The sequence below is a fragment of the Kitasatospora sp. NPDC093806 genome (assembly GCF_040683335.1).
Classification (GTDB): Bacteria; Actinomycetota; Actinomycetes; order Streptomycetales; family Streptomycetaceae; genus Kitasatospora.
Genome location: NZ_JBFBDO010000001.1, coordinates 284,065 through 309,402, shown reverse-complemented (window position 1 = coordinate 309,402; position 25,338 = coordinate 284,065). Strand labels below are relative to the sequence as shown.

At 74.8% G+C, this 25,338-nt stretch carries 21 protein-coding genes; 9 read left to right on the top strand and 12 right to left on the bottom strand.

Going from position 1 to position 25,338, the window contains the following annotated elements; all coding sequences use genetic code 11:
• Positions 1-61: 61 nt before the first annotated feature.
• The 3 genes from AB0N76_RS01350 to bldG form a co-directional block, all read right to left on the bottom strand.
• A complete protein-coding gene (locus tag AB0N76_RS01350) occupies positions 62-748 on the bottom strand; it encodes a small secreted protein (RefSeq protein WP_363552142.1) in 687 nt (228 codons plus the stop codon).
• A 96-nt stretch (positions 749-844) separates the two neighbouring features.
• Positions 845-1,264 carry an ATP-binding protein gene (locus AB0N76_RS01345; protein ID WP_363552144.1) on the bottom strand — a complete coding sequence of 140 codons (420 nt, stop codon included), beginning with the start codon at positions 1,262-1,264 and terminating at the stop codon, positions 845-847.
• A 179-nt stretch (positions 1,265-1,443) separates the two neighbouring features.
• On the bottom strand, positions 1,444-1,785 hold the full coding sequence (gene bldG / locus AB0N76_RS01340) for an anti-sigma factor antagonist BldG (RefSeq protein ID WP_363552146.1): 342 nt from the start codon (positions 1,783-1,785) through the stop codon (positions 1,444-1,446).
• A gap of 222 nt (positions 1,786-2,007) precedes the next feature.
• On the opposite strand from bldG, the gene AB0N76_RS01335 reads away from it, so the two are divergent.
• Positions 2,008-4,452: a DEAD/DEAH box helicase gene (locus AB0N76_RS01335; RefSeq protein WP_363552148.1), complete on the top strand. Its 2,445-nt coding sequence runs from the start codon at positions 2,008-2,010 to the stop codon at positions 4,450-4,452.
• Here AB0N76_RS01335 and AB0N76_RS01330 read toward each other — a convergent pair.
• From AB0N76_RS01330 to ssd, 7 genes are all read right to left on the bottom strand, one after another.
• A complete protein-coding gene (locus AB0N76_RS01330) occupies positions 4,447-4,986 on the bottom strand; it encodes an Rv3654c family TadE-like protein (RefSeq protein WP_363552150.1) in 540 nt (179 codons plus the stop codon). The two genes, AB0N76_RS01335 and AB0N76_RS01330, sit on opposite strands and share 6 nt — an antisense overlap.
• A complete protein-coding gene (locus AB0N76_RS01325) occupies positions 4,974-5,414 on the bottom strand; it encodes a TadE family type IV pilus minor pilin (protein ID WP_363552152.1) in 441 nt (146 codons plus the stop codon). Before AB0N76_RS01325 ends, AB0N76_RS01330 begins: the two co-directional genes overlap by 13 nt.
• On the bottom strand, positions 5,404-5,649 hold the full coding sequence (locus AB0N76_RS01320) for a DUF4244 domain-containing protein (protein ID WP_363552154.1): 246 nt from the start codon (positions 5,647-5,649) through the stop codon (positions 5,404-5,406). The genes AB0N76_RS01325 and AB0N76_RS01320 overlap by 11 nt, the downstream gene beginning before the upstream one ends.
• A gap of 58 nt (positions 5,650-5,707) precedes the next feature.
• Positions 5,708-6,523, bottom strand: coding sequence for a type II secretion system F family protein (locus AB0N76_RS01315; protein ID WP_363552156.1), 816 nt, complete (start codon positions 6,521-6,523; stop codon positions 5,708-5,710).
• A gap of 190 nt (positions 6,524-6,713) precedes the next feature.
• On the bottom strand, positions 6,714-7,823 hold the full coding sequence (locus AB0N76_RS01310; protein WP_363552158.1) for a hypothetical protein: 1,110 nt from the start codon (positions 7,821-7,823) through the stop codon (positions 6,714-6,716).
• Between the two features lie 138 nt (positions 7,824-7,961).
• On the bottom strand, positions 7,962-9,302 hold the full coding sequence (locus AB0N76_RS01305) for a TadA family conjugal transfer-associated ATPase (RefSeq protein WP_363552160.1): 1,341 nt from the start codon (positions 9,300-9,302) through the stop codon (positions 7,962-7,964).
• A complete protein-coding gene (ssd, locus tag AB0N76_RS01300; RefSeq protein ID WP_363552162.1) occupies positions 9,302-10,426 on the bottom strand; it encodes a septum site-determining protein Ssd in 1,125 nt (374 codons plus the stop codon). Before ssd ends, AB0N76_RS01305 begins: the two co-directional genes overlap by 1 nt.
• Positions 10,427-11,120: 694 nt before the next feature.
• Between ssd and AB0N76_RS01295 the strand changes: the two genes are divergently transcribed.
• Positions 11,121-12,158 (top strand): HAD-IB family hydrolase, encoded by a 1,038-nt coding sequence (locus tag AB0N76_RS01295; RefSeq protein WP_363552164.1) that lies wholly within the window; start codon positions 11,121-11,123, stop codon positions 12,156-12,158.
• 418 nt (positions 12,159-12,576) lie between these two features.
• On the opposite strand, the gene AB0N76_RS01290 is transcribed toward AB0N76_RS01295, so the two are convergent.
• Entirely contained in the window at positions 12,577-13,497 is a 921-nt protein-coding gene (locus tag AB0N76_RS01290) for an oxidoreductase (protein WP_363552166.1), read from the bottom strand.
• Positions 13,498-13,714: 217 nt separating this feature from the next.
• Between AB0N76_RS01290 and AB0N76_RS01285 the strand changes: the two genes are divergently transcribed.
• The 7 genes from AB0N76_RS01285 to AB0N76_RS01255 all read left to right on the top strand — a co-directional run bounded on the left by AB0N76_RS01285 (position 13,715) and on the right by AB0N76_RS01255 (position 23,892).
• Entirely contained in the window at positions 13,715-14,704 is a 990-nt protein-coding gene (locus AB0N76_RS01285) for an ATP-binding protein (protein WP_363552168.1), read from the top strand.
• A 444-nt stretch (positions 14,705-15,148) separates the two neighbouring features.
• On the top strand, positions 15,149-17,602 hold the full coding sequence (locus tag AB0N76_RS01280; RefSeq protein ID WP_363552170.1) for a SulP family inorganic anion transporter: 2,454 nt from the start codon (positions 15,149-15,151) through the stop codon (positions 17,600-17,602).
• Between the two features lie 233 nt (positions 17,603-17,835).
• Positions 17,836-19,791: an acetate--CoA ligase gene (gene acs, locus AB0N76_RS01275; RefSeq protein WP_363552172.1), complete on the top strand. Its 1,956-nt coding sequence runs from the start codon at positions 17,836-17,838 to the stop codon at positions 19,789-19,791.
• 293 nt (positions 19,792-20,084) lie between these two features.
• A complete protein-coding gene (gene nhaA / locus AB0N76_RS01270; protein WP_363552174.1) occupies positions 20,085-21,563 on the top strand; it encodes a Na+/H+ antiporter NhaA in 1,479 nt (492 codons plus the stop codon).
• Between the two features lie 191 nt (positions 21,564-21,754).
• Positions 21,755-22,231: a phage holin family protein gene (locus AB0N76_RS01265; protein WP_363552176.1), complete on the top strand. Its 477-nt coding sequence runs from the start codon at positions 21,755-21,757 to the stop codon at positions 22,229-22,231.
• Positions 22,232-22,456: 225 nt separating this feature from the next.
• Entirely contained in the window at positions 22,457-23,452 is a 996-nt protein-coding gene (locus tag AB0N76_RS01260) for an alpha/beta hydrolase (RefSeq protein ID WP_363552178.1), read from the top strand.
• A gap of 194 nt (positions 23,453-23,646) precedes the next feature.
• Positions 23,647-23,892: a hypothetical protein gene (locus AB0N76_RS01255; RefSeq protein WP_363552180.1), complete on the top strand. Its 246-nt coding sequence runs from the start codon at positions 23,647-23,649 to the stop codon at positions 23,890-23,892.
• 107 nt (positions 23,893-23,999) lie between these two features.
• Here AB0N76_RS01255 and AB0N76_RS01250 read toward each other — a convergent pair whose 3' ends face one another.
• On the bottom strand, positions 24,000-25,184 hold the full coding sequence (locus AB0N76_RS01250; RefSeq protein WP_363552182.1) for a MarP family serine protease: 1,185 nt from the start codon (positions 25,182-25,184) through the stop codon (positions 24,000-24,002).
• Between the last annotated feature and the right edge of the window lie 154 nt (positions 25,185-25,338).

Below are 25,338 nucleotides of genomic sequence, written 5' to 3'. Positions count from 1 at the left end.
CCCCCTCGGCCGGTTGGCCGAGGGGGTGCGGGTGTCGTCAGGTGTGGCCGGTAGTGGCCGGTCAGCTCGTCGAGGGTGCGGAGGCCGGTGCGCTGGGCGCCTGGCTCGCGGCGGGGTCGCCCGCCGCCGGGCTCGCGCCGTCCGTGGCCCCGCCGGTCGGGGTGCCTGCCGAGCCGTCCGCCGGGGCGGAGGTCTGGGCGGCGGCCGCGGAACCCGGCTTGCAGCCCTCCTGCTTGGCCATCGCCGCGCCGAGCTCGCCGCGCTGCAGCTTGCCCTGGGCCTGGGTGGAGAGCGAGGCCAGCTGCCGCACCTGGTCGGACACGCTGCGCAGCCCGTCCGCGAACTTCGACCGGTCGTCGGTGGAGAGCGCGTCCACCTTCTTCTGGACGTCCAGGTACCCGTCGGCGGCCTTGTTGAGCTCGGCGACGGTGTCCTTCTGCAGGGTCGCGCCGTCGTCCACCTTGGGCGCGCCGGCCGCGTCGATCGCGGCGGCGATGTCCTGGTTGGTCTTGGCCAGGCGGCCGATGTCCGCCGAGAGGCGCTTCTGGAGGTCGGCCGGGACCTCTCCGGTCTTCACCTGGGCGGTGTCCGCCAGGGCGGTCTGCGCCTGGGCGATCGGGTCCTTGGCCGCGCCGCAGACGTTCGCCGCCCAGGACTCCAGCTGCTTGCTGTTGTCGTCGCCGCAGCCGACGGCGCCGAACGCGAGCAGCGCCCCGAGCACGGGTACGGCCAGCAGTCGCTTGTTCACCGGGAGAAGCCCTTTCGGTTTCGGTCGTCGAACTGCGAACCTACACGTCCGCCGTTCGACCCCGGTTCCCGAAGACTTCCGAGCGCTTTCCGGGGCTCAGAGCGCGAGCGCGTCGACCGAGACCGGCCAGCTCATCCGGATCAGGCCGCCCCCGGCACCGCTGGTGACCTCCAGGTCCTCGACCAGGCCGGTGAGCACGGCGAGGCCCAGGGTGTCCTCGTCCGGGTCGGCGCCGTCGGCCGCGTCGGCGGTCGGCACGGAGTCGAGGCCGGCCTCGTCCTCGACCTCGATGAGGAAACGCTTCTCCTGGTCGACCAGCGCGACCCGCACGGCGCCGGTGACGCCACCGCGCTGGTGCAGGCCGACCGCGCGGGAGCACGCCTCGCCGACGGCGAGCCGCACCTCGTCGAGCACCGACTCGTCGACCCCGGCTCGTCTGGCGACTGCCGCGGCTACCAGCCGGGCCGTCCGGACGTGCTCGGGAAGCGCGCTGAATCGAAGTTCGACGGTTGCCATCTCTCCCCCTCGGGGTGCTCCGACCGGGGCCGGAGGTACGGCCCCTGCGGGCCGGCGTCCACCGGCCCAGGGACGGCCGGACAGGCCCGGGGCCCGGTGGGCCCCGGCTGCCGGACGCGTAGGGATCGGACGGGCCGGCCACCGAGGGCCGACCCGGCCGGATCAGTCGGGTCGGCGGATCAGTCGGTCGCGTTGACCGCGTCGTCCACCGAGTTGTGGATCGGGAACACCTTGGTCAGGCCGGTGATCCGGAAGATCTTGAGAATGCGCTCCTGGTTGCAGACCAGTCGCAGCGAGCCCTCGTGGGCGCGCACCCGCTTCAGGCCACCCACCAGCACACCGAGGCCGGTGGAGTCGAGGAAGTCCACGCCCTCCATGTCGACGACGAGGTGGTAGCTGCCGTCGTTGACGAGCTCGACCAGCTGCTCGCGCAGCTTCGGGGCGGTGTACACATCGATCTCGCCGCCAACCTCGACGACCGTGCGATCGCCGACATTACGGGTCGACAGGGACAGGTCCACGGAACCTCCAGCACCTTGCCTTGCTACGTCATTGCGATCCTCGGCCGGACGGCCGCCACCGCATGGTCGCGAACCCCGGGCACGCCCAGCCAACGCGTGGCAAGCCTCAGCGCTGCGACCCCCGGCCGTACGGCCGTCACGGCCACATTCAACCACCTGCGACCATGCCCGCACGATGGCTTAGGACGATTCTCCGTCACGCCGGTGACACACTGGGTCCTCATGCCGCCGCGTCACAGCCTGCCCGAGGCACTGCTCACGACCCTGTCCACCACCCGTGGGCGGTCGGACCGGCTCACCCATACGGAGCACCTTCCCGCCCGGCCCGCCCGTTATGCGCCGTGGCCCGACTGGATCCGGCCCGAGATCACCGCATCCGCCCAGGCCCTTGGCGTCCGGCAGCCCTGGGCCCACCAGGCGGAGGCGATGAATCTGGCCAAATCCGGCCATACTGTGGTGATCGCCACAGGTACCGCCTCGGGCAAGTCCCTCGGCTACCTGGCCCCGGTCCTCTCCGACCTGCTCGACGGCACCGAGGCTCGCAACGGCCGCGGCGCCACCGCCCTCTACCTCGCACCCACCAAGGCCCTCGCCGCCGACCAGCGCCGCCGGGCCGCCGAGCTCGCCCCGCCCCGCGTCCGGGCCGCCCTGTACGACGGCGACACCCCGCCCGAGGAACGCGAGTGGGTCCGCCAGTACGCCTCGTACGTGCTCACCAATCCGGACATGCTGCACCGCGGCATCCTGCCCGCGCACGCCCGCTGGTCCTCCTTCCTCAAGACCCTGCGCTACGTCGTGGTCGACGAGTGCCACAGCTACCGGGGCGTCTTCGGCTCGCACGTCGCCCAGGTGCTGCGCCGGCTGCGCCGGATCTGCGCCCGGTACGGCTCCGAACCCGTCTTCCTGCTCGCCTCCGCCACCACCGCCGACCCGGCCGTCACCGCGCACCGCCTCACCGGCCTGCCGGCCGAGGCGGTCACCGAGGACGCGTCCCCCCGCGGCCCGATGGTCTTCGGGCTCTGGGAGCCGCCGCTCACCGAGAACGTCGGCGAGCACGGGGCGCCGGTCCGCCGGACCGCCACCGCCGAGGCCGCCCACCTCCTCACCGACCTGGTCGAACGGCAGACCCGGACGGTCGTCTTCGTCCGCTCCCGCCGCGCCGCCGAACTGGTCGCGCTGCAGGCCCAGGACCAGCTCGGCCGTCCGCTCGCCGACCGGGTCGCCGCCTACCGCGGCGGCTACCTCGCCGACGAACGCCGGGCACTCGAACGCGACCTGCACTCCGGCCGACTGCTCGGCCTCGCCTCCACCTCCGCCCTCGAACTCGGCGTCGACGTCTCCGGCCTCGACGCCGTCCTGATGGCCGGCTACCCGGGCACCCGGGCCTCGCTCTGGCAGCAGGCCGGCCGGGCCGGCCGCGAGGCCCAGGGCGCGCTCGCCGTCCTGATCGCCCGGGACGACCCGCTGGACACCTACCTGGTGCACCACCCGGAGGCGCTGTTCGCCACCCCGGTCGAGGCCACCGTCCTCGACCCGGACAACCCGCACGTCCTCGCCCCGCACCTGTGCGCGGCCGCCGCCGAACTCCCGCTCACCGACGCCGACCTGGAACTGTTCGGCCCCTCCGCCGACCCGCTGCTGCCGGTGCTGGAACGGCGCGGACTGCTCCGCCGGCGCGGCGACGCCTGGTACTGGACCCGCCGTGAACGGGCCGCCGACGCCGTCGACCTGCGGGGCAGCGGCGGGAACCCGGTGCAGATCGTCGAGGCGCCGACCGGCCGGCTGCTCGGCACCGTGGACGCCTCCGCCGCCCACACCACCGTCCACACCGGGGCCGTCCACCTCCACCGGGGCCGCAGCTACCTGGTCCGGGACTTCGACCTGGACAACTCGGTCGCCCTGGTCGAGCCCGCCGACCCGCCGTACACCACCGCCGCCCGGGACATCACCTCCATCTCCGTACTCGCCACCGACACCACCGTCGACTGGGGCGAGGGCCGGCTCAGCTTCGGTTCGGTCGAGGTGGTCAACCAGGTGGTCGGCTACCTCCGGAAGCGGATCTCCACCGGGGAGATCATGGGCGAGAGCAAGCTCGACCTCCCGCCCCGCACCCTGCGCACCCGCGCCGTCTGGTGGTCCGTCACCGAGGACCAGCTGCTCGACGCGGACATCCCGCCCGACCAGCTGCCCGGTGCCGCCCACGCCGCCGAACACGCCTCGATCGGCCTGCTCCCGCTCTTCGCCACCTGCGACCGCTGGGACATCGGCGGCGTCTCGGTGCCGCTGCACCCCGACACCGGCCTGCCGACCGTGTTCGTCTACGACGGCCACCCCGGCGGGGCCGGCTTCGCCGAACGCGGCTTCCAGCGGGCGGTCCAGTGGCTGACCGCGACCCGGGAGGCGATCGCCGCCTGCGAGTGCGAGCGCGGCTGCCCGTCCTGCGTGCAGTCACCCAAGTGCGGCAACGGCAACGACCCGCTGGACAAGGCGGCCGCCGTCCGGCTGCTGGACGTCCTGCTCGCCGGCGCTCCCCCGGCCACCCCGCCGACGGAGGGGACCGAGGCCGGAGCGGCGGACGGAGCCGTGGAGGGAACGGCGCCCGGGGCCGTGGAGGGGACGGCGGACGGAGCCGGAGCGGCGGACGGAGGCGTGCCCGAGGGCTCATGAGCCCTCCCGGTCCGGTCCGGTCTCGCCCAGCGCGGCGCGGGCGTCCTCGTCCGTCGGGGCGACCGCCGCCCGGACCGGTCCGGCCCGCGCCCGAGCTGTCGCCGGACCGACCGGCAGGCGGACCGGCAACCCGGCGACCGGCACCTCCGCCACCACCTCGACGGCGTCCGCCTCCCGGTCCACCGTGCAGGAGACGACGGAGGCGCCCTGGGCCGCCGCCACCGCACCGGCCCGGGCGCAGCCGCCGTCCGCGTCCAGCAGCAGCCGGTCGGCCGCCGCGAGCGCCGCCAGGTCGGCGGCGGCCTCCGCCCGGTGCCGGGCGCCGACCGCCACGCCCACCGAGAGCGCGGCCGTGAACGCCACGCACCCGAGCAGCGCGCAGGCCAGCAGCCAGACCGTCGCCGAACCGGTGTCGGCTCCGCGTCCGCCCGCGGCCGCCGCCCGCCCCGCGCGCAGCCGCCCGACCGACCGCCGCCGGCGCCGATGACGCCGATCGTGCGCCGCGCCCGGGGCCCGATCCGTCAGTCCGGCCATGGCCCGGCACCTCCCTCCGCGCCTCGGACCGCCCCTCGCAGGGTGTCCTCGCGGGCGGCGACGGCGCTCGCGCCCAGCCGTACCGCCAGGACCTCCGCGAACCGCCCCGGCATCGCGTACGGCGCCGCCACGGTGACCCGGACCGTGTCCGGCGCCGGATCGACCAGGACCACCGCCCCCGGCGGCGCGGCCGCCCTGGCGAGCCCGGCGGCGTCGGCCTCCCCGCGCGCGGCCGCCCTGGCGCCCACCCGTGCCGCGTCCACGCACCGGAGCTGGGCGGCCGCCGCGAGCACGGCCCACACCAGCATCGCCGCCAGCAGCACCAGCGCCGGCAGCGCGACGGCGGTCTCGGCGGTGACGAACCCGCCGTCGCCGCACCGCCGTCGCCACAGCAGCCGCGCCCGCGTTCGGCACCGGTCAGGTCGCATGGAGCGCCCGGTCCAGGGCGTCGGTCAACGCGGTGATCGTCGCCGTGCTGGTCGCCACCTTGTACAGGGCGGCCGCCAGCGCGCACGCCGCGAGCGTGCCGACCGCGTACTCCGCCGTGGTCATCCCGGCGTCCACCCGCCCTCGGGCCCGGGTCCGGGCGTAGGCCCGACCCCACGCCCGGACCACACCCCCGGACCGGACCGGGACGGCCGTGGACTTGATCACTGCACCCATGGTTCTCCTCCTTGCACCTTGCGTTGATGGGGATTTCGAATTCGACGTTGGTCATTCGTCACATCGCCTGCGTGAAGCGGGTGGTGAGGCCGATGACCACCGGGACGACACCGGCCAGGACGAAGGCCGGCAGGAAGCAGAGCCCCAGCGGCGCCGTCGCGAGCACCCCGGCCCTGCGGACGCGGGCGTGTGCCGCCCGGACGGCTTCGGCCCGTTGGGCGTTCGCGAGGCCGGTGAGCGCCCCCGCCGCCGGAGCGCCGCTCAGACTCGTCCGGACCAGGCAGCGGGCCAGTGGCGCCAGCGGCGGGTGCTCCTCGCCCAGCCGGCGCCAGCAGAGCTCCGGCGGTGCGCCCAGGGCGAGTTCGGCCGCCGCCGCCACCAAGCGGGGACCCATCGGGGCGGCCACGCTCCGGCCGACCGCCGCGACGGCCGCCGCCGGCGAGGCCGCCGAGCCGAGGCAGGCGGCCAACAGCTCGGCGGTGAGCGGAAGTTGTCGAACCAGCCGGGCCTCCGCCAGCTCGGCCCGCCGCTCCGCCGGGGACCTGGCCCGCGGCATCCACCGGTGGAGTCCGGCCACCAGCAACCCGCCCGCCAGCAGGCCTCCCGGACCGCCGAGGAAGGCCGCCGCGCCGAACCCGGCGCCCAGCACCGCCGCCGCCCGCCGGACCCGCCCCGCCACGGGGCTCGCCCGCAGCGCCGACCGCGCACCGCCCCGTCGCCGGTTGCCGGTTCGTCGCGGCGCCGACGCACCGCCCCACCCGAGCGCGGCCGCCACCCGTCGGCGCCCGGCCCGCCGCCGGAACCACCCGCCGAGGAGCGAGGTGCCGGCTGGTGCGGCCGCCCCGAGCGCCACCCAGTCCGTCACCCCCGCCATCCGTTCCTCACCTCCTCGACCGGGACGGGGCAGGGCCCCGGGTCGACCTCGCCACCGCCCGGGCGCCGCCCGGTCCGTCCGACCAGCACCCCGGCCGTCCCGGGGCCACCACCGCTCACCTCCCACCGGGCCGCCCCGCGCCGCCCGTCACCCCCGTCACCCCCGGCAGCCGCCGGGGCCACCACCCGCCTCACCCCGACAGCACCTCCCGCCGGAACGCGCCGCTCGGCCGCCCGGCACGCGCCCGGGTCCGGCTGAGCCCGCACCGCCAGTCCTCCTCCGCTTCACCCCGATCGCCGCCACCACCAGGGCCACCAGGGCCACCAGGGTTGCCGGAGCCGCCACCGTCCGCCGCCGCCCGCGTACGGCCCTCGGGCGGAGCGTCCAGGGCCCCCTCGGAGGCCGCCCGGACGATCCGGGCCGTCCAGGCGAGGCCGAGCCCTTCCAGGGCCGCGCCCGCCACCAGGCAGGCCAGCCCGGCGGGCGTGTGCAGCAGGACGTCCAGCGGCCGGGCGCCGAGTGCCGCGCCGAGCAGCAGTCCGGCGAGCGGCAGGGCGGCCAGTACGGCGACCGTGGTGCGCGGCGCCGCCAGTTCGGCGGCGATCTCCTCCGCCAGCGACCGCTCGACCCGCAGGGCCTCGGCGACCCCGTCCAGCCCGACCGCCAGACCCGAGCCACCGTCGGCGGCGACCTGCCAGCAGGCGGCGATCGCCGCCGCCCCGCTCCCGCCCGGCAGTTCGGCCAGCAGCCGGAACGCCGCGGGTACATCGGCCCCGTACCGGCCGGCCGCGAGCCGGGCGACCGGCTCCACGCCGAGCCGCTCCAGCGCCGCGCGGTCGGCGGCGATCCGTGTGGTCACCAAGTGCAGCGCCTGCTCGGGGGTCGCCCCACCGCGCAACTCGCCCGCCAGCCCGGCGCACAGCTCCACCACGGCCGCCGCCCGGTGCCGGGCCTCGGCCGCCACCGCGCGCCGCAACCGCCGGCGCCGCAGCGGCAGGACGGCCGCGACCGCCGCCGGCACGGGGACGAGCGAGCCCGTCAGCCACCCGGCCACCAACCCACCCGGCAGGAGCAGCAGTTCGGGCGCGCGCCGAACCGCCCACAGGAGCCCGCCCGCACCTCGCAGCACCCCGGCCACGGCCCCCGCACACCGACCGCCGCCGTCGCCCCTGCCACCCTCGGCGCCGTCGCGCTCGGCCAGCACCGCGCCGCTCCGCCGGACATCCGCCAACTGCCGCTGGAACCCGCACCACCCGGCCACCGCGGCACCGAACAGCACCGTGACCGACAACAACGCCATCCGGTCATCCGCCAGGCCCACCGCACCCACCGCGTCCCTCTCCCTTCCTCCGACCGCCGCCCGCCCCGAGCAGCAGCACCGCGCCCGCCACACACCCGGCCAGCAGCAGCCCGAACACCGCCTCCGCCCACCCCGCCGTCACGGCGGACCGCCGGTGAGCACCACGCCCCGGGCGGCGAGCAGCCGGGACAGCCGCGCCCAGCCCGCGCCGGGCACCGTGTCGCCGTCCGCCGTGAAGGTCACGGCGGGCGTGGTGACGGCGAGCCCGTGCCGGTCGCCGCCCAGGGTGTGGATCTCGGCGACCCGGCGCCGCCCGGTGCCCGGCTCCCGAACCAGGTGCACCACCAGGTCCAGCGCGGCCCGGAGTTGGCTGTGCAGGGCCGGCCGGTCCAGCCCGGCCATCGAGCCGAGCGCCTCCAGCCGGACCGGCACGTCGGCCGCCGTGTTGGCGTGGACGGTGCCGGTGCCGCCCTCGTGGCCGGTGTTCAGGGCGGCCAGCAGGTCCGCCACCTCCGCCCCGCGCACCTCCCCGATCACCAGCCGGTCGGGCCGCATCCGCAGCGCCTGGCGGACCAGGTCCCGCAGGGTCAGCTCGCCCAGCCCCTCCTGGTTGGGCGGGCGGCTCTGCAGCCGCACCACGTGCGGGTGGTCCGGCCGCAGCTCGGCGGAGTCCTCGGCGACGACGATCCGCTCCTCCGGCCCGACCAGGCCGAGCAACGCCGCCAGGAGCGTGGTCTTCCCCGTCCCGGTACCCCCGCTGACCAGCAGCGAGAGCCGGGCCCGCTGGACGGCGGCGAGCAGTTCGCCGCCCCTCGGCGGAAGCGCCCCACCGGTCACCAGCTCGTCGAGGGTGAACGGCCGGGAACGGCACACCCGCAGCGAGATGTGGGTGCAGCCGGCCGCGATCGGCGGCAGGACGGCGTGCAACCTGGTGCCGTCCGGCAGCCGGGCGTCCACCCAGGGCCGGGCGTCGTCGAGGCGCCGCCCGGCCGCCGTGGCGAGCCGGTGGGCCAGCCGCCGCACCGCCTCCGGATCGGCGAAGTGGACGCCGGTGGCCCGCCGCAGGCCGCCGCCCCGGTCGAACCAGATCTCGTCCGGCCCGTTGACCAGGACGTCCGTGACGTCGGGCGCCGCCAGCAGCCGGTCCAGCGGGCCCGCACCCACCAGTTCGGCGCACAGCGAGCGCACGGTGTCGAGGGCGTCACCGCCGCCGAGCGGCGGCCTGGCGGCCCGCAGCGCCGTCGCCACGGACCCGGCGGTCGGCGCCGCCCCGGACTCGGCCAGCCGCAGCCGGACGGCGTCGACCAGCGCCGCCGCCCGCTCCTCCCGGGCCGTCCGCCCGTAGGCCGGCGGCTCCGGCGGCTGACCGGGCACCGGGAGCAGCCCGAGCGCCGGAACGCTCCGCAGCGCCCGGTGCTCGCGCGGGCCGCCGGGGCCGCCCGCGCTCCCCGTCCCGCTCGTCCTGCGCAGACGGACCATCAGTAGACACCCCCTTCGACCGCCCGCACGGGCGGCAGCACCTCGTCCAGGAAGGCCCCGCAGAAGCGGGCGAGCGGCCCGTCCTCCCGGATGCCCGGCGGCACGCCCCGCTCGACGTCGGCGGCCAGGCCCGGTTCCGGCTCCAGCACGCCGGCGAGCTGCAATCGCAACCCCTTGGCGATCGTGTGCGCGGGGAGCCCGAACGGCCCCGGCGGCCGCACCACCGCCCGCACGTCGTCGAGCCGCATCCGGACGGCCGCGGCCACCCGGTCGGCGGCCGCCACCGCGCGCAGCTCGGCCGGCACCACCAGCAGCGCCGTGTCGGACTGCTCCAGCGCCTGCCCGGCCGCCGGATCGAGCCGGCGGGGCACGTCAACCACCACCAGGCCGCCGCGCCGGCGGGCGGCGGCGAGGACGCTGCGCATCGCCTCGGGCGGCACCGCCAGGGTGTCGCTGCGGTCCCAGGACAGGCAGGACAGCGTGCCGAGCCGCTTGAGCGCGGGCAGCGCCCGGGCCAGCTCGGCGCCGCTCACCCGGCCCCGGGACCCGGCGAGGTCCGGCCAGCGCAGACCGGCCGCCGTCTCCCCGCCGAGCAGGATGTCGAGCCCGCCGCCCAGCGGGTCGCCGTCGACCAGGACGGTCCGCAGGCCCCGGCGCGCGGCGGTGACCGCGAGCGCGCAGGACAGGGTGGAGGCGCCCGCCCCGCCCCGGCCGCCGAGGACGGCGACGGTGCGGGCCGGGGCACCGACCCCCTCGACGGCGTCGGCGATCCGGTCGAGCAGCCAGGCCTCCGCGTCGGGCAGGAAGAGCACGTGCTCCGCGCCGAGTTGGACGGCCCTGACCCAGACGCCGGCGTCGTCGAGGTCCAGCCCGAGCAGCAGCACCCCGGGGCGCCGGGGCAGCCCGGCGCAGTGCCCGGTCCGGTCGTCGCCGACCAGGACCAGCGGCGCGCCCTCCCAGAGCTCGCGCGGCGGGGACCCGCCGCGGATCAGCCGCGGTTCGGTGCCGGCCGCCGCGCAGATCCGCAGCAGGTGCTCGGCCAGCCCCTCGTCCCCGGTGAGGACGAGCGGTCCGGCGGGCGCCGGCCCGCCGGTGGTGGCGTGGTCGGTGATGGGCTTCGACATGGGCGGCTCCCCTGTCCTGGTGCCCGCCGCACGGGGCGGCCGGGCACGCGTCCGGTCGGTTCGGCGGCCGGTGCCGGGCCCGCAGCACGGGCCCGACGACCGCTGCCGGACATCACGGTGGACCGTGATCCCGATTCCGTCCGCGAGCTTCCGATTCCCTGTGGACAACTCGGGGCTGTGGAGGAAAACGTTCACTCGGACGGGGGGCTATTGGACAAAGAATTGACGAAACGAGCTCACCGAGATGAACCGGCATACCGGCGGGAGTGGATCGTGAGTGGATAGCGCGGGGCGGACCGCGCACTCCCCGGGGCAGGTCCGGCCGCCATTCCCGATCCGGGACGGGCCGAGGTCAGCCATGAGCGATGCTCTACGGAGAGTGACGAAAACGGTGTGACACCCCCGACCGCCGACACCCCCTGTAGACACCACCGGGGTCCGTCGGCTCATCGGCCGCAACAGCTGTTCAAGCCCTGAAAATGGCCCCGGACGTGCGACGACCCCCGCCGGGGGGGAGAGCGGGGGTCGTCTATCCACGGCCCGACTCGGGGGGGAGGAGCCGGACCGGGTTAGCACGGTCGCGAACGATCCGTGACTTCCATGGTGTACCCGAGCGGCCAGAAACACAAACCCGCACGCCCACGAGTACGCCGAATGGCGGCCTGTTTTGCGGTGCCCTCTATCCTCGGTTCCCGTGGACACCACCGAGAACGCCGACGAGTACGCCGACGAGTCCCCGGACTCCACCGCCGCCGACGCCGCCGACACCGCGACCGCCGGCGCACCCGGCACCGCGACCGGCGCCGGCACCGACGCCGTGACCGGTGGGGCGCCCGGGCCCACCGGGGCGCCCGTGCCCGGCACGGGCCCCGGAACCGCCGGCTCCGCCGCGCCCGTCGCCCGCCCGTCGGCCGCCCGGCCGCGCCAGACCGGCCCGCGCACCGCCGCCTTCTTCGACCTCGACAAGACGATCATCGCCAAGTCGAGCGCCCTCGCGTTCAGCCGTCCGTTCTACCAGGGCGGTCTGATCAACCGTCGGGCCGTCCTGCGAAGTGCGTATGCCCAGTTCGTCTTTCTGGTGGGCGGCGCGGACCACGACCAGATGGAGAAGATGCGCGAGTACCTCTCCGCGCTGACCCGGGGCTGGAACGTGCAGCAGGTCCGCGAGATCGTCGCCGAGACCCTGCACAACCTGATCGACCCGATCATCTACGACGAGGCCGCCTCGCTCATCGAGCAGCACCACGCGGCCGGCCGCGACGTGGTCATCGTCAGCAGCTCCGGCTCCGAGGTGGTCGAGCCGATCGGCGCGCTGCTCGGCGCGGACCACGTGATCGCGACCCGGCTGAAGATCGAGGACGGCTGCTACACCGGCGAGATTGAGTACTACGCCTACGCCGAGAACAAGGCCGCCGCCATCCGGGAGTTGGCCGAGGTCGAGGGCTACGACCTGGCCGAGTGCTACGCGTACAGCGACTCGTCCACCGACCTGCCGCTGCTGGAGGCGGTCGGCCACCCCTCGGCGGTCAACCCGGACCGCGCGCTGCGCAAGGAGGCGGTGGCCCGCGAGTGGCCGGTGCTGGTCTTCGACAAGCCGGTGGAACTCCGGCGGCGGCTCCCGGAGTTCTCGGCGCCGAGCCGCTCGGTGCTGACGGCGGTGGCGGCCGGCGCGGCGGTGCTCACGGCCGGGGCGATCTGGTACGCGGCCCGGCGCCGGCGCCCGGCGGCCTGACCGCCGGGGGCGGAGGGCGCGTCACCGGACCGGGTCACACCCACAGGTTTGGGACAAAACGGGCAAAAGCCGAAGACTTCTCGTTTCGGGTTCCCCTTTCGCCCGAAACGCGATACAAATGAAGCACGGCCCGCGAGACCCGGTCAGGACCGAAGAGGTCAAACCGACAACGCAGTTCAGGCCCCACGGACCGCGCGTACAGATAACCGAGCACCCACATGCAGCCGACCCGCTGTCGGGCCGCCGGACCAGACGAACGGGCAGGATCCCCGTCTGATCGGCACTTCCGGTGCATGCATGGTCACCCGGCATCTGTGCCAGCGGCGGCACCCGGCAGGATCAGGTGCCGCCGCATCTCGCTGTCCGAGCCCGGAGCGGCCCACCGGACCCCTCCGGGACACCCCGGCCCCGCGACCGGTCAGACCATGCCGCGCTGCATCGCCTCGCAGACCGCCGTGCTCTCCCGCACCCCGAGCCGCAGCGCCCGGCCGCAGTGGCCGATCCACTCCGCCAGCCCCTCCGGCGTCCCCGCCAGGTAGCCGGCCAGCGCCCGCCGGTAGGCGTCCGTCCCCAGTTCGACCAGGCCGACCTCGACCGGGCAGATCGACTTCGGATCGAGCCCCTCCGCGATCAGCACGATCCGCTGGGCCGCGCGGGCGATCACGCCGTTGTGCGAGCCGAACGGCCGCAGCGCCAGCAGCTCCCCGTGCACGACCGAGGCGACCACCAGGGCCGGCGTACCGACGCCCTGGCCCTCCGCGCGGGCCACCAGCAGCCGGGAGAGCTGGTCCAGCCGGGCGGCGACCTCCTCCGCGCCAGGAGCCTGCGGCAGCGCCGGCACCGGCCCGTCCGCCCGCGCCGCAGCGGCCGCCCGGTCGGCCCCGACCGGGGCCGCGACACCCTCCACCGGCTTCAGCTCCAGCGGGAAGGGGTCGTCGGCCGCCTCCCCGGCCCGGCGCGGCCGACCGGCGGCGGGATCGGAGTCTCCGACCGCCAGCAGGTGCAGCCGGGCCAGCACCTGCAGCGGCGAGTGCCGCCAGACGCTCAGCAGCTGGCCCGCCTCGGCCGCGATCCGCAGCGCGGCGCCGACCGTCCGGGCCTCGGGGTCGGCGCTGAAGTCGCTGCGGCGCCTGACCTCCTCCAGGGGCCAGTCGGCCCCGGCGAGCGCGGCGGAGGCCCGGGCCCCGCGCAGGGCGGACTCGGAGGTGACCTCGGCCGCGCGGCGGCGCATCACCCGGTGGCCGTACAGGCGGTCGACGGCCTTGCGGACCTCGGCCACCGCGTCGGGCACCCCGGGGAGCTGGGCCAGCGGGGCGAGGGGATCTGTTCCAGTGCTCACCTACCCGAGAGTAATTCCCGGGCGCCGCGGCCGGAACAGCAACCTCGCTTCACCCATTAGAGGCAATCCTCACTTCCCTCCGACAATCGGCCCGAAACCCCGGATAGCATGACCGCTGTCGAAGACGATAACGATTTCCAACTCTGGAGATCGTCGGCCTCGTCGCGGTGCGGACCCACGACCGCGGCGGGCCCAGGAGCGAGAGCCGGAGTCCCAGATGAAGATCGCCTTCGTCGGCAAGGGCGGCAGCGGCAAGACCACGCTGTCCGCACTGTTCATCCGCCACCTGGCCGCCGCCGGCCGCCCGGTCCTCGCCGTCGACGCCGACATCAACCAGCACCTCGGCCCGGCCCTCGGCCTGACCGACGAGCAGGCCGCCGCACTGCCCTCGCTCGGGGCCCACCTGCCCGGGATCAAGGAGTACCTGCGCGGCGACAACCCGCTGATCCGCTCGTCCGAAGAGATGATCAAGACCACCCCGCCGGGCCGGGGCTCGCGCCTGCTCCGGATCGTCGAGGAGAACCCGGTCTACGCCGCCTGCGCCCGCCCGATCGCGCTGGACGAGGGCTCGGTGCGGCTGCTGGCCACCGGCGCGTTCACCGAGGAGGACCTCGGCGTCGCCTGCTACCACTCCAAGGTCGGCGCGGTCGAGCTGCTGCTCAACCACCTGGTCGACGGCCGGGACGAGTACGTGGTGACCGACATGACGGCCGGCTCCGACTCCTTCGCCTCGGGCCTGTTCACCCGCTTCGACCTGACCTTCCTGATCGCCGAGCCGACCCGCAAGGGCGTCTCGGTGTACCGGCAGTACCGGGACTACGCGCGCGACTTCGGCGTACGGCTGCGGGTCGTCGGCAACAAGGTGCAGGGCCCGGACGACCTGGCCTTCCTCCGCCGGGAGGTCGGCGACGACCTGCTGACCGCCTTCGGGCAGTCCGACTGGGTGCGCCGACTGGAGCAGGGCGTGCAACCGCCGCTGCGCGCCCTCGAATCCGCCAACCGTGCCGTGCTGGACGAGTTGCGCGCGGAGGCCGACGCCGCGTACGGGCTGCGGGACGCCCGCCGCTACGCCGAGCAGGCCGTCCTCTTCCACCTCCGCAACGCCGAGAGCTGGGCCAACGCCAAGGTCGGCATCGACCTCGCCACCCAGGTGGACCCGGACTTCGTGCTCGGGGGCGAGCCCGCGATGAGCGACGCGCCCGCCTGAGCGACGTGCCCGCCTGAACGCCCGCACCCACCCGGGCCGCACCCCCGCACCCCGCAGCACCGACGGGCCGCGACCTCCCCGAACCGGGAGGATGCGGCCCGTTCCGCTTGCCCGGCACCGCCGGCTGCGGCCGCACCAGCAGATTCCCGCCCGTTCGACCACCACCCAATGGGGTGAATCGGGCGGTTATTGACTTTCGCCCAGGATGACGCTGTGCAAAGCTCTCATTACCCTCGGTTTACCGAGTCTTGATGTTCCGCGTAGGTCCCATCGGGACCCTCTGATGGTCCACGGTCCGGCCGGTGACACCCGCACTCCCGGCCCGACCACGCCATCCCGCCACACCGTCGCGACCCACGACAGCCGCTCCGGCTCCCCGAGCCCCCGACCGGACTCACCACCGGACCAGACTGCGTTCGTTCCCCCGGACAGACGGGAAGACCCATGACCCTCGACATCTCCAGCGCACCCATCGCCTCCGACACCACCGACCACGCCCCACCGGGCAGACGTCCCCGCGCCCCCTGGGCCCTGGACCTCTCGGCCTCCCTGGTGGTCTTCCTCATCGCGGTGCCGTTCTCGCTCGGCATCGCCCTGGCCACCGGCGCACCACTCACCGCCGGCCTCGCCGCGGCGGCCGTGGGCGGCATCGTGGTCGGCCTGTTCGGCGGCACCCCGCTCCAGGTCAGCGGCCCCTCCGCAGCGCTGACCGTGATCACCGCCGGGCTGATCACCCAGTACGGCTGGCAGGCCACCTGCGCCATCACCCTCGCCGCCGGCCTGCTCCAACTCCTGCTCGGCGTCCGGCGGGTGGCCCGCACCGCACTGGCCGTCTCGCCCGCCATCGTGCACGGCATGCTGGCCGGCGTCGGCCTGACCATCGCCATCGCCCAGCTGCACGTCGTCCTCGGCGGCTCCCCGCAGAGCTCGGCGCTGGCCAATCTGCTCGCCCTGCCGGAGCAGTTGGCCGGCCCGCACCCGGCCGCCCTGGCCGTCGGCGCGGTCACCGCCGTCGTGCTGCTCGGCTGGCCCCGGCCCGGCCGACTCCCGGGCCGGTCCGGGGAGTTCGGCGCCCGGCTGACCGCGGTCCCCGGACCGCTGGTCGCCGTCGCCGCCGCCACCACGCTCGCCCTCGTCCTGGACCTCCGGCTCGCCCGGGTCGAACTGCCCGCCTGGCAGCCCCACGACCTCGTCCCCGACCTGCCGCACGGGTCACCCGCCGCCGTGCTGGCCGCCGTGCTGACCGTCACCGCCGTGGCGAGCGTCGAGTCCCTGCTCTCCGCCGTCGCGATCGACCGGATGTCCCGCCGGACCGGGGACCTCGACCGCGAGCTGCGCGGCCAGGGCATCGCCAACATGGTCAGCGGGCTGGTCGGCGGGCTGCCGATCGCCGGCGGCGCGGTCCGCAGCACGGCCAACGTCCGGGCCGGGGCGCGCAGTCGCTGGTCCTCGGTGCTGCACGGGGTCTGGGTGCTGGCGGCCGCGCTGGCCCTCACCGGCGGGCTCCGCCGGATCCCGCTCGCCGCGCTCGCCGCCCTGGTGCTGGTCGTCGGCCTGCAGATGGTGAGCTTCGCGCACATCCGCAAGGTGCACCGGCACCGCGAGTTCCCGGTCTACCTGACCACCGTCGTCGCCGTGGTGCTGCTCGGTGTCCTGCCCGGTGTGGCGCTCGGAGCGGGGACGGCCGTCCTGCTCGCGCTCTACCGGCTGACCCGCGCCCACGTCGACGTGCTGACCGGCCCCGACGGCGCGGTCACCGTGGAGACGCACGGCCCGCTCACCTTCACCGCCGTCCCCCGGCTCAGCCGGGCGCTCGCCGGCATCCCCACCGGCGCCGAGGTCGCCGTCGTCCACGACGGCTCGTTCCTGGACCACGCCGCGTACGAGACCCTGCACAGTTGGCGCACCGGCCACCAGGCCGGCGGCGGGCGCGTCTCGATGGTGACGCGCCGCCAGGACGACGAGGTGCTCGACCCGGACGGCACCGTCCGCACCGGCAGTTCGCCCGGCCCGCACCGCTGCCGCGCCTGGACGCCGTGGGTCGGCCACCGCTGCATCGAGCAGCAGGCAGATCCGCACGGCCGGCTGCTGGACGGGGTGCGGGTGTTCCAGTTGCACACCGCGCCGCTGGTCCGGCCCGAACTGGCCCGGCTCGCCCGGGAGGGGCAGACGCCGTCCCAGCTCTTCCTGACCTGCGCGGACTCCCGGATGGTCACCAGCATGATCACCAACAGCGGTCCGGGCGACCTCTTCACCGTCCGCAACGTCGGCAACCTGGTGCCGGCGCCGTTCGAACCGGGCGCGGCCGACGACTCGGTGGCGGCGGCGGTGCAGTACGCCGTCGAGGTGCTGGAGGTGCGGTCGATCACGGTCTGCGGGCACTCGGGCTGCGGGGCGATGCAGGCCCTGCTGGACGGCGTACACGAACGACCTGGCCAGCCCACCCCGTTGGCCCGCTGGCTGCGCAACGGCCGCGGCTCGCTGGACCGACTGCGCCGGGTCCCGGCGGAGTTCGCCGCCCGGCCGGTGGTCGACCTGGTCGAGCAGCTCTGCATCACCAACGTGGTCCAGCAGTTGGACCAGCTGATGGCCAACCCGGCGGTGGAGCGGCGGGTCGCCGAGGGGACGCTGCGTCTGGTCGGGATGTACTTCGACCTCGCGACCGCGCAGGCGTACGTGCTCGACCGCGCGAGCGGCCGGTTCAGCCCGGTCGAGGCGGCGGAGCCGCCGGAGGCCGCAGCGACGACAGAGGCAGCAGAGACGGCGGACCGGCCGTCCGGCCCCGGAAGCTGCCGCGACACGCCCGAACGAGTGAATGAATTCGAACAGGTTCCGGCGACCGCCGCGGAGCCCGCCGATCCGACCCGCCCCGGCGGTGGAACCGGACTGGCCGCCTGAGGGTTCGGCCCGCGTCCCGCCAGGCGAGCCGGGGCGCGGGCCCGCCTCCCCGCTCCCGCCCGAGGGCCCCGCCGCCCTCGGGCGACCGTTCGATGTCCGATCAAAGGTCTACACCAATTCCCGGGAGCCTCTTGTCAACCGGCCTCTTCGCCTGGTGAGCTGTGCGCTGGGACACACGGGACAATCCCCACGCACGGGATTGAACCCGATCATGACTCGATGAGGAGTGCGCGTTGAGCAACGAGAGCCTGGCCAACCTGCTCAAGGAGGAGCGGCGCTTCGCCCCGCCGGCAGAGCTCGCCGCAGCCGCCAACGTCACCGCGGCCGCGTACGCTCAGGCCTCCGAGGACCGCCTCGGCTTCTGGGCCGAGCAGGCCCGCCGCCTCGACTGGGCCGTCGAGCCCACCGAGACGCTCGACTGGACCAACCCGCCGTTCGCCAAGTGGTTCGCCGACGGCAAGCTCAACGTGGCCTACAACTGCGTCGACCGGCACGTCGAGGCCGGCAACGGCGACCGCGTCGCCATCCACTTCGAGGGCGAGCCCGGCGACGGCCGCTCGATCACCTACGCCCAGCTCAAGGACGAGGTCTCGCAGGCCGCCAACGCGCTGCTGGAGCTCGGTGTCCGCAAGGGCGACCGGGTCGCCGTCTACCTGCCGATGATCGCCGAGGCGGTCGTCGCGATCCTGGCCTGTGCCCGGATCGGCGCCACCCACTCGGTGGTCTTCGGCGGCTTCTCCGCCGACGCCGTGGCCTCCCGCATCCAGGACGCCCAGGCCAAGCTGGTCATCACCGCCGACGGCGGCTACCGGCGCGGCAAGCCCTCCGCCCTCAAGCCGGCCATCGACGAGGCGCTGACCAAGGTCGACGGCGTCGAGCACGTCCTGGTCGTCCTCCGCACCGGCCAGGACATCTCCTGGACCGAGGGCCGCGACGTCTGGTGGCACGAGCTCACCGCGCGCCAGTCCACCGAGCACACCCCCGAGGCGCACGACGCCGAGCACCCGCTCTTCATCCTCTACACCTCGGGCACCACCGGTAAGCCCAAGGGCATCCTGCACACCTCGGGCGGCTACCTCACCCAGGCCAGCTACACCCACCACGCCGTCTTCGACCTCAAGCCGGAGACCGACGTCTACTGGTGCACCGCCGACATCGGCTGGGTCACCGGCCACTCCTACATCGTCTACGGCCCGCTCTCCAACGGCGCCACCCAGGTCATCTACGAGGGCACCCCGGACACCCCGCACCAGGGCCGGTTCTGGGAGATCGTCCAGAAGTACGGCGTGACCATCCTCTACACCGCGCCCACCGCGATCCGCACCTTCATGAAGTGGGGCGACGACATCCCCGCGAAGTTCGACCTCTCCTCGCTGCGGGTGCTGGGCAGCGTCGGCGAGCCGATCAACCCCGAGGCGTGGATCTGGTACCGCGACCACATCGGCGCCGGCTCGGCCCCGATCGTGGACACCTGGTGGCAGACCGAGACCGGCGCGATCATGATCAGCCCGCTGCCGGGCGTCACCGAGACCAAGCCGGGCTCGGCCCAGCGCGCCCTGCCGGGCATCGCGGCCACCGTGGTCGACGACGAGGCCCGCGAGGTCGCCAACGGCTCCGGCGGCTACCTGGTGCTCACCGAGCCGTGGCCGTCCATGCTGCGCACCATCTGGGGCGACGACCAGCGCTACATCGACACCTACTGGTCGCGCTTCGAGGGCCGCTACTTCGCCGGTGACGGTGCCAAGAAGGACGAGGACGGCGACATCTGGCTGCTCGGCCGGGTCGACGACGTCATGCTGGTCTCCGGCCACAACATCTCGACCACCGAGGTCGAGTCGGCCCTGGTCGGCCACCCGTCGGTGGCCGAGTCCGCCGTGGTCGGCGCCACCGACGCCACCACCGGCCAGGCCATCGTCGCCTTCGTCATCCTGCGCGGCACCGCCACCGACAGCCCGGAGCTGGTCGAGGAGCTGCGGGCGCACGTCGGCCGCACCCTCGGCCCGATCGCCAAGCCGAAGCAGATCAAGGTGGTCGGCGAGCTGCCGAAGACCCGTTCCGGCAAGATCATGCGCCGCCTGCTGCGCGACATCGCCGAGGGCCGCGAGGTCGGCGACACCACCACGCTGGCCGACTCCTCGGTGATGAACCTGATCCAGGCCCAGCTGCCGCCGGCGGGCAGCGAGGGCTGACCCGACGCCTGACCCCAGCGTGACGGTGCCCCGGGCGGTCGTGACCGCCCGGGGCACCGCCGTGTCCTCTCCGCGTCACCCTTTCGGGTGCGGATCGGGAGTGCGGACGGGTGCACAACAGGCCGTCGGGGCTTAGGTCCTGAAGTATGACAATCCGGATGTCACCCTGCGGTTCCCGTTAGAATGTCAAAGGCGCATCAAGGAATCCGCGCCACAGGGTGAGCCGGGAAGTCTGGTCGGCACTGCACCACAGGTGCATCCGTACGCCGTTCCCGCCCCCCAGGAGGTCACGCGTGGCCAGCCAGCCGCCCGTCCACGAGCCGACGACCCGACGCCGCCAGCTCCTCGGCAGGCTGTCCCTCCCCGAGCGCACCTACATCACCGACGCCCTGCGCACCGAGACGGTCGGCGGCGTCCTGCTGCTGGTCGCCGCGGTGGTCGCACTCGTCTGGGCGAACGTCTGGCCGGACTCCTACGAATCCGTCATCGACTACACGATCGGCCCGTCCGCCCCGCTCCACCTGGACCTCAGCCTCGGCTCCTGGGCCAAGGACGGGCTGCTGACGATCTTCTTCTTCGTGGCCGGCATCGAGCTCAAACGCGAGTTCGTGGCGGGCGAACTGCGCAGCCCCAGCGCCGCGCTGCTCCCGGTGATCGCCGCCGTCTGCGGCGTCGCGCTGCCCGCGATCGTGTTCGCGCTCGCCAACTCGGGCGCCGGCGGGCACCCCGGCGGCTGGGCCATCCCGACCGCCACCGACATCGCCTTCGCACTGGGCGTGCTGGCCGTGGTCGGCAGCCACCTGCCCTCCGCGCTGCGCGCCTTCCTGCTCACCCTGGCCGTGGTCGACGACCTGATCGCGATCCTGATCATCGCGGTCTTCTACAGCTCCGGCATCAAGTTCTGGGCGCTCGGGCTGGCCTTCGCCGGGCTGGTGCTGTTCTGGTTCCTGCACCGGCGCGGGGTGCACGGCTGGTACCTGTTCGTGCCGCTGGCGGTCGTGATCTGGGCGCTGATGCACGAGAGCGGCGTGCACGCCACCGTGGCCGGCGTCGCGATGGGCCTGCTGCTCCGCTGCCACCGGGAGGGCGACGAGCGGCACTCCCCCGGCGAGCACATCGAACACCTGGTCCGCCCGCTCTCGGCCGGACTGGCGGTGCCGGTCTTCGCGCTGTTCGCCGCCGGGGTGACGATCTCCGGCCCGGCGCTGCGCGAGGTGTTCACCCAGGCCGCCCCGCTCGGCATCGTCCTCGGCCTGCTGGTCGGAAAGACCGTGGGCATCTTCGGCGGCACCTGGCTGGCCGCGCGCTTCACCCGCGCCGAACTGAACCCGCAGCTGCGGTGGGCCGACATGTTCGCCGTCTCGGTGCTGGCCGGCATCGGCTTCACCGTCTCGCTGCTGATCAGCGAGCTGGCCTTCCCGGACGACGCGGCGCTCGCCGACCGGGCCAAGGCGGCCGTCCTGGTGGGCTCGCTGCTCTGCGCGCTGATCGCCACCGTGCTGCTGAAGCTGCGCAACCGGCACTACCGGGAGCTGTGCGAGGAGGAGGACCGCGACCTCGACGGCGACGGCATCCCCGACGTCTACCAGCTGGACGACCCGGCCTGGCAGGCCCGGGTGGCCGAGCGCTCCCGGTCGGCGTCCAGCGGCGAGCCGGCCACGGCGAGCGAGGCCAACGCGGCCAACGCGACGAACGCGGCGAGCGAGGCCAACGCGGCACACCCGACGGAGCCGACGCGCCCGGCCGAGGACGGCCCGACCGGGGCGCGGTGAGCCCGGTCGCCACCCGAACACGTCCCCCCGGCGGGGCCCCGGAGTGGTGCCCGCTCGGGCGGTAGGGGCATGATTCTGAACTGTCGACAGTCCACCGACGCCGCCGGGCCCGCCCCGGTCCCCCGGAACCGCCCGGGAGCCGCACCGCGCGGCGGCGTCACACGCCTCACGGCCGAAGAGGAGAACCGCTGATGCCCGCAGGAGCCGCAGACCCGTCCAGCAACGGCCGGGCGCCCTACGAGGGCGAGCGTTCGGTGGGGCAGCTGTTCGCGGCGGCCACCGCCGACCTGTCCGCCCTGGTCCACGACGAGATCGCGCTCGCCAAGGCCGAGATCCGCGCGGACGTCAAGCGCGGCGTCTCCGGCGGCGTCTCGCTGGGCGTCGCCGGCGTGGTCGCGCTGGCCGCCGTCCCGATGCTGAGCGCGGCCGCGGCGTTCGGCATCCACGCGCTGGGCCTCTCGCTCGGCTGGTCCTTCCTGATCGTGGCCGGCGCGTACCTGCTGCTCGCCGTGCTGCTGGGCCTGCTGGCGCTGCGTTCGTTCAAGCGGATCGAGCCGCCGCGCCGCACCATCGAGGGCGCGCAGAAGACCGCCGACGTGCTCAAGAACGCCCGGCCGCGCCCCGCCACCCAGGAGGAGATCGACCGGGCCCTGGGGCGCATCCCGTAAGTCCCCGTCACACGCTCCGCCCGCACCGGGCGGAGCGCGGCGGCAGCGCCCCCAGGCAGCGCCCCCAGCCAGGGCACTCGGGCAGGGCACTCGGGCAGAGCAGCCGGGCGGGGCGCCGGACCCGGCGTTCCGGGGCCGCGCACGGCGGCCCGGGCGCGGCGGCCGGACGCACCGAGTGCGAGTGCCGGGCACGTGTCCGGCGCACGGATGTGACACGCTCTCGGTATGTCGCTCGACCAGAAGCCCGTGCCCGCGCAGCCGTCCGCCAGCTCCGGCGCCACCCCCGGCGACGGCGGCGACGCCCACGAGGCGTCCGGGGCCGCCTGGGACATCCGGCAGGCCGGTCCGTGGACCCACCGCGACCTCGCCGCGAACGGCGCCCGGTTCCACATCGCCGAGCTCGGCGAGGGCCCGCTGGTCCTGCTGGTGCACGGCTGGCCCGAGTACTGGTGGGCCTGGCGCCACCAGCTGACCGCGCTCGCCGAGGCCGGCTACCGGGCCGTCGCCCTCGACCTGCGCGGCATCGGCGGCAGCGACCGCACCCCGCGCGGCTACGACCCGGGCAACCTCGCGCTGGACATCACCGGTGTGATCCGCTCGCTCGGCGAGAACCGGGCGCACCTGGTCGGCCACGCCTCCGGCGGCACGCTGGCCTGGGTGGCGGCGGTGATGCGCCCCTCGGTGATCCAGAGCCTCACCGCCGTCTCGGCCGCGCACCCCCGCGACCTGCGCCGGGCGCTGCTCACCGACCGCCGCCAGATGGCCGCGTTCGAGCACGTCCTGGGCTTCCAGCGGCCGTGGATACCGGAGCGCCGCCTGGTGGCCGAGGACGCCGCGCTGGTCGGCCGCTACCTGGACGCCTGGACCGGCCGCAACCAGCTGGACCGCGCGGCGGTGGCCGCGTACCGGCAGGCGATCCAGATCCCCAGCACCGCGCACTGCTCGATCGAGCCGTACCGGTGGCTGCTGCGCTCGATGGCCCGGCCGGACGGCATCCAGTTCGCCCGCCGGATGAAGAAGCCGATCACCGCGCCCACCCTGCACATCCAGGGCGCCGCGGACCCGGTGCTGCTGTCGCACACCGCGCTGGGCGGGGGCGAGTACGTGGCCGCGCCGTACCGCTGGCGGCTGCTGCCGGGGATCGGGCACTTCCCGCACGAGGAGGCGCCGGAGCAGTTCACCGCCGAGCTGCTGGACTGGATCGGCCGGCACAAGGACTGAACGGGCCGACCCGGGGGACGTCCCGGGCGGGCCGTAGGCGCCCGAACGGGCGGGACGGGCCCGACCGCCCGGACGGGCGAACAGGGCCCAAGGTCCCAACTCCCTTGCCGGTGGGCTCATATGACAAACGCATAGGCCAAGTTGGCTCCCCGGCCCACGGTTACCCCCGTCGGCCCAGGGGCATCCATTGCGGTATGACCTGGATGCCCGATCGCGGCGGCGCCCCGCGCGGCCGACGCCACAACAGCCCGCAGCGTTCCGCCCACCGCCCCGACCGGGCGGACGACCACGGCTACGAGCACGGCTACGACGGCGGATACGCCGGTGGCTACGAGGGCGCGGACGGCTACCCGCGCGCCGTCCGGCAGCAGCTCGGCATCCCGCGCATCCTCGGCCGCCGCGCCCGCTGGGTCGGCGCCCGGCTCCGCCGCGACGGCTGACGGCGCGGCGACACAGGGCACAGGGGCACAGCGATCCGGCGGCACAGCGACCCAGCGGCACAACCGTCCGGAGCCGCCGGGACCCACCCGCCCAGCGGCTCGGAGGCTCAGAGGGCGCAGCCCTGGGTGTCCACCCGGGCCGTCGCCACGCTGCCCTGCTCGGCGTCCTCGCGCACCTCGGCCGCGGTCAGCACGTAGCCGGTGTCCGCGCTGTCCAGCGACTTGGCGAACACCATCCCGTACACCTGGCCGTCCGGCGTGAGCAGCGGACCGCCGCTGTTGCCCTGGCGGACCAGTGAACGCACCGAGTAGACGTCCCGGACCACCTGGCCGCGGTGGTAGATGTCCGGGCCGTTGGCCTGGATCCGGCCGCGGATACGGGCCGGCTGGACGTTGAAGGCGCCGTTCTCGGGGAAGCCCGCCACGATCGCGTTGTCGTTGGTCTTGGCCTCACCGGCGAACGCGAGCGCCGGCGCGTTCAGCTTGGGCACGTCCAGGATGGCGATGTCCCGCTGCCAGTCGTAGCGGACCACCGTCGCGTCGTACAGCTGGCCGACGCCGCCGATCTGCACGGTCGGCTCGTCGACGCCCCCGACCACGTGGGCGTTGGTCATCACCCGGTGCGGCGCGTAGACGAAGCCGCTGCCCTCCAGCGTCTTGCCGCAGGCGGTGGCGGTGCCGACCACCTTGACCAGGCTCTGCTTGGCCTTCGCCACCGCCGGGCTGGCGGCCAGCGCCGGGTCCGGGATGTCGACCTGGGTGATCGGCTCGTGCTCGAAGGGGTTGAACACCTGCGGGAAGCCGTTGCGGGCGAGCACCTTGGAGAAGTCCGAGAACCAGTTGGGCGCGTCCGAGGGCAGGGCGTCCTGGACACCGCCCAGGATCGCCGAGGTGCGGACCTGCTTGGAGACGGTCGGCAGCGACGTCCCGGCGAGCGCCGAGCCGATCAGCCAGGCCACCAGCAGCATCGAGATCACGTTGACCACGGCGCCGCCCGCGGCGTCCAGGGCCCGGGCCGGGCGGCGGTCGATGTGGCCGCGCAGCTTCCAGCCGAAGTGCGTGGTGATCGCCTGGCCGATCGCCGCGAGCACGATCACCACCACCACGGCGATCACCGAGGCGGTCGTCCCGGGACTCAGGTGGTCGAGCAGCAGCGGCAGCAACTGGACGGCGAGCAGGCCACCGCCCAGGAAGCCGAGGACCGACAGCACGCCGACCACGAAGCCCTGTCGGTAGCCCGACACGGCGAATCCGACGGCGGCCATGATCAACAGCACATCCAGGACGTTCACCCGGACACCCTCCCACGACGGCCCGCCCCGCCGGGCGGCCGACCGCAGGATCCGGCCCGGGTGACGGCAAACCCGGCCACCCGAGGACCGCCCGAACCCCGACGGGCCGACACCCGACGGGCCGACACCCGGCAGACCGGCGTCCGACAGACCG

Bases quoted from the DNA above. Each gene is read 5' to 3' on its own strand.
- AB0N76_RS01345 (WP_363552144.1), bottom strand. From the start codon at position 1,264: ATGGCAACCGTCGAACTTCGATTCAGCGCGCTTCCCGAGCACGTCCGG.
- AB0N76_RS01335 (WP_363552148.1), top strand. From the start codon at position 2,008: ATGCCGCCGCGTCACAGCCTGCCCGAGGCACTGCTCACGACCCTGTCC.
- AB0N76_RS01330 (WP_363552150.1), bottom strand. From the start codon at position 4,986: ATGGCCGGACTGACGGATCGGGCCCCGGGCGCGGCGCACGATCGGCGT.
- AB0N76_RS01325 (WP_363552152.1), bottom strand. From the start codon at position 5,414: ATGCGACCTGACCGGTGCCGAACGCGGGCGCGGCTGCTGTGGCGACGG.
- AB0N76_RS01320 (WP_363552154.1), bottom strand. From the start codon at position 5,649: ATGGGTGCAGTGATCAAGTCCACGGCCGTCCCGGTCCGGTCCGGGGGT.
- AB0N76_RS01315 (WP_363552156.1), bottom strand. From the start codon at position 6,523: ATGGCGGGGGTGACGGACTGGGTGGCGCTCGGGGCGGCCGCACCAGCC.
- AB0N76_RS01310 (WP_363552158.1), bottom strand. From the start codon at position 7,823: ATGGCGTTGTTGTCGGTCACGGTGCTGTTCGGTGCCGCGGTGGCCGGG.
- AB0N76_RS01305 (WP_363552160.1), bottom strand. From the start codon at position 9,302: ATGGTCCGTCTGCGCAGGACGAGCGGGACGGGGAGCGCGGGCGGCCCC.
- ssd (WP_363552162.1), bottom strand. From the start codon at position 10,426: ATGTCGAAGCCCATCACCGACCACGCCACCACCGGCGGGCCGGCGCCC.
- AB0N76_RS01285 (WP_363552168.1), top strand. From the start codon at position 13,715: ATGAAGATCGCCTTCGTCGGCAAGGGCGGCAGCGGCAAGACCACGCTG.
- AB0N76_RS01280 (WP_363552170.1), top strand. From the start codon at position 15,149: ATGACCCTCGACATCTCCAGCGCACCCATCGCCTCCGACACCACCGAC.
- AB0N76_RS01265 (WP_363552176.1), top strand. From the start codon at position 21,755: ATGCCCGCAGGAGCCGCAGACCCGTCCAGCAACGGCCGGGCGCCCTAC.
- AB0N76_RS01260 (WP_363552178.1), top strand. From the start codon at position 22,457: ATGTCGCTCGACCAGAAGCCCGTGCCCGCGCAGCCGTCCGCCAGCTCC.
- AB0N76_RS01255 (WP_363552180.1), top strand. From the start codon at position 23,647: ATGACCTGGATGCCCGATCGCGGCGGCGCCCCGCGCGGCCGACGCCAC.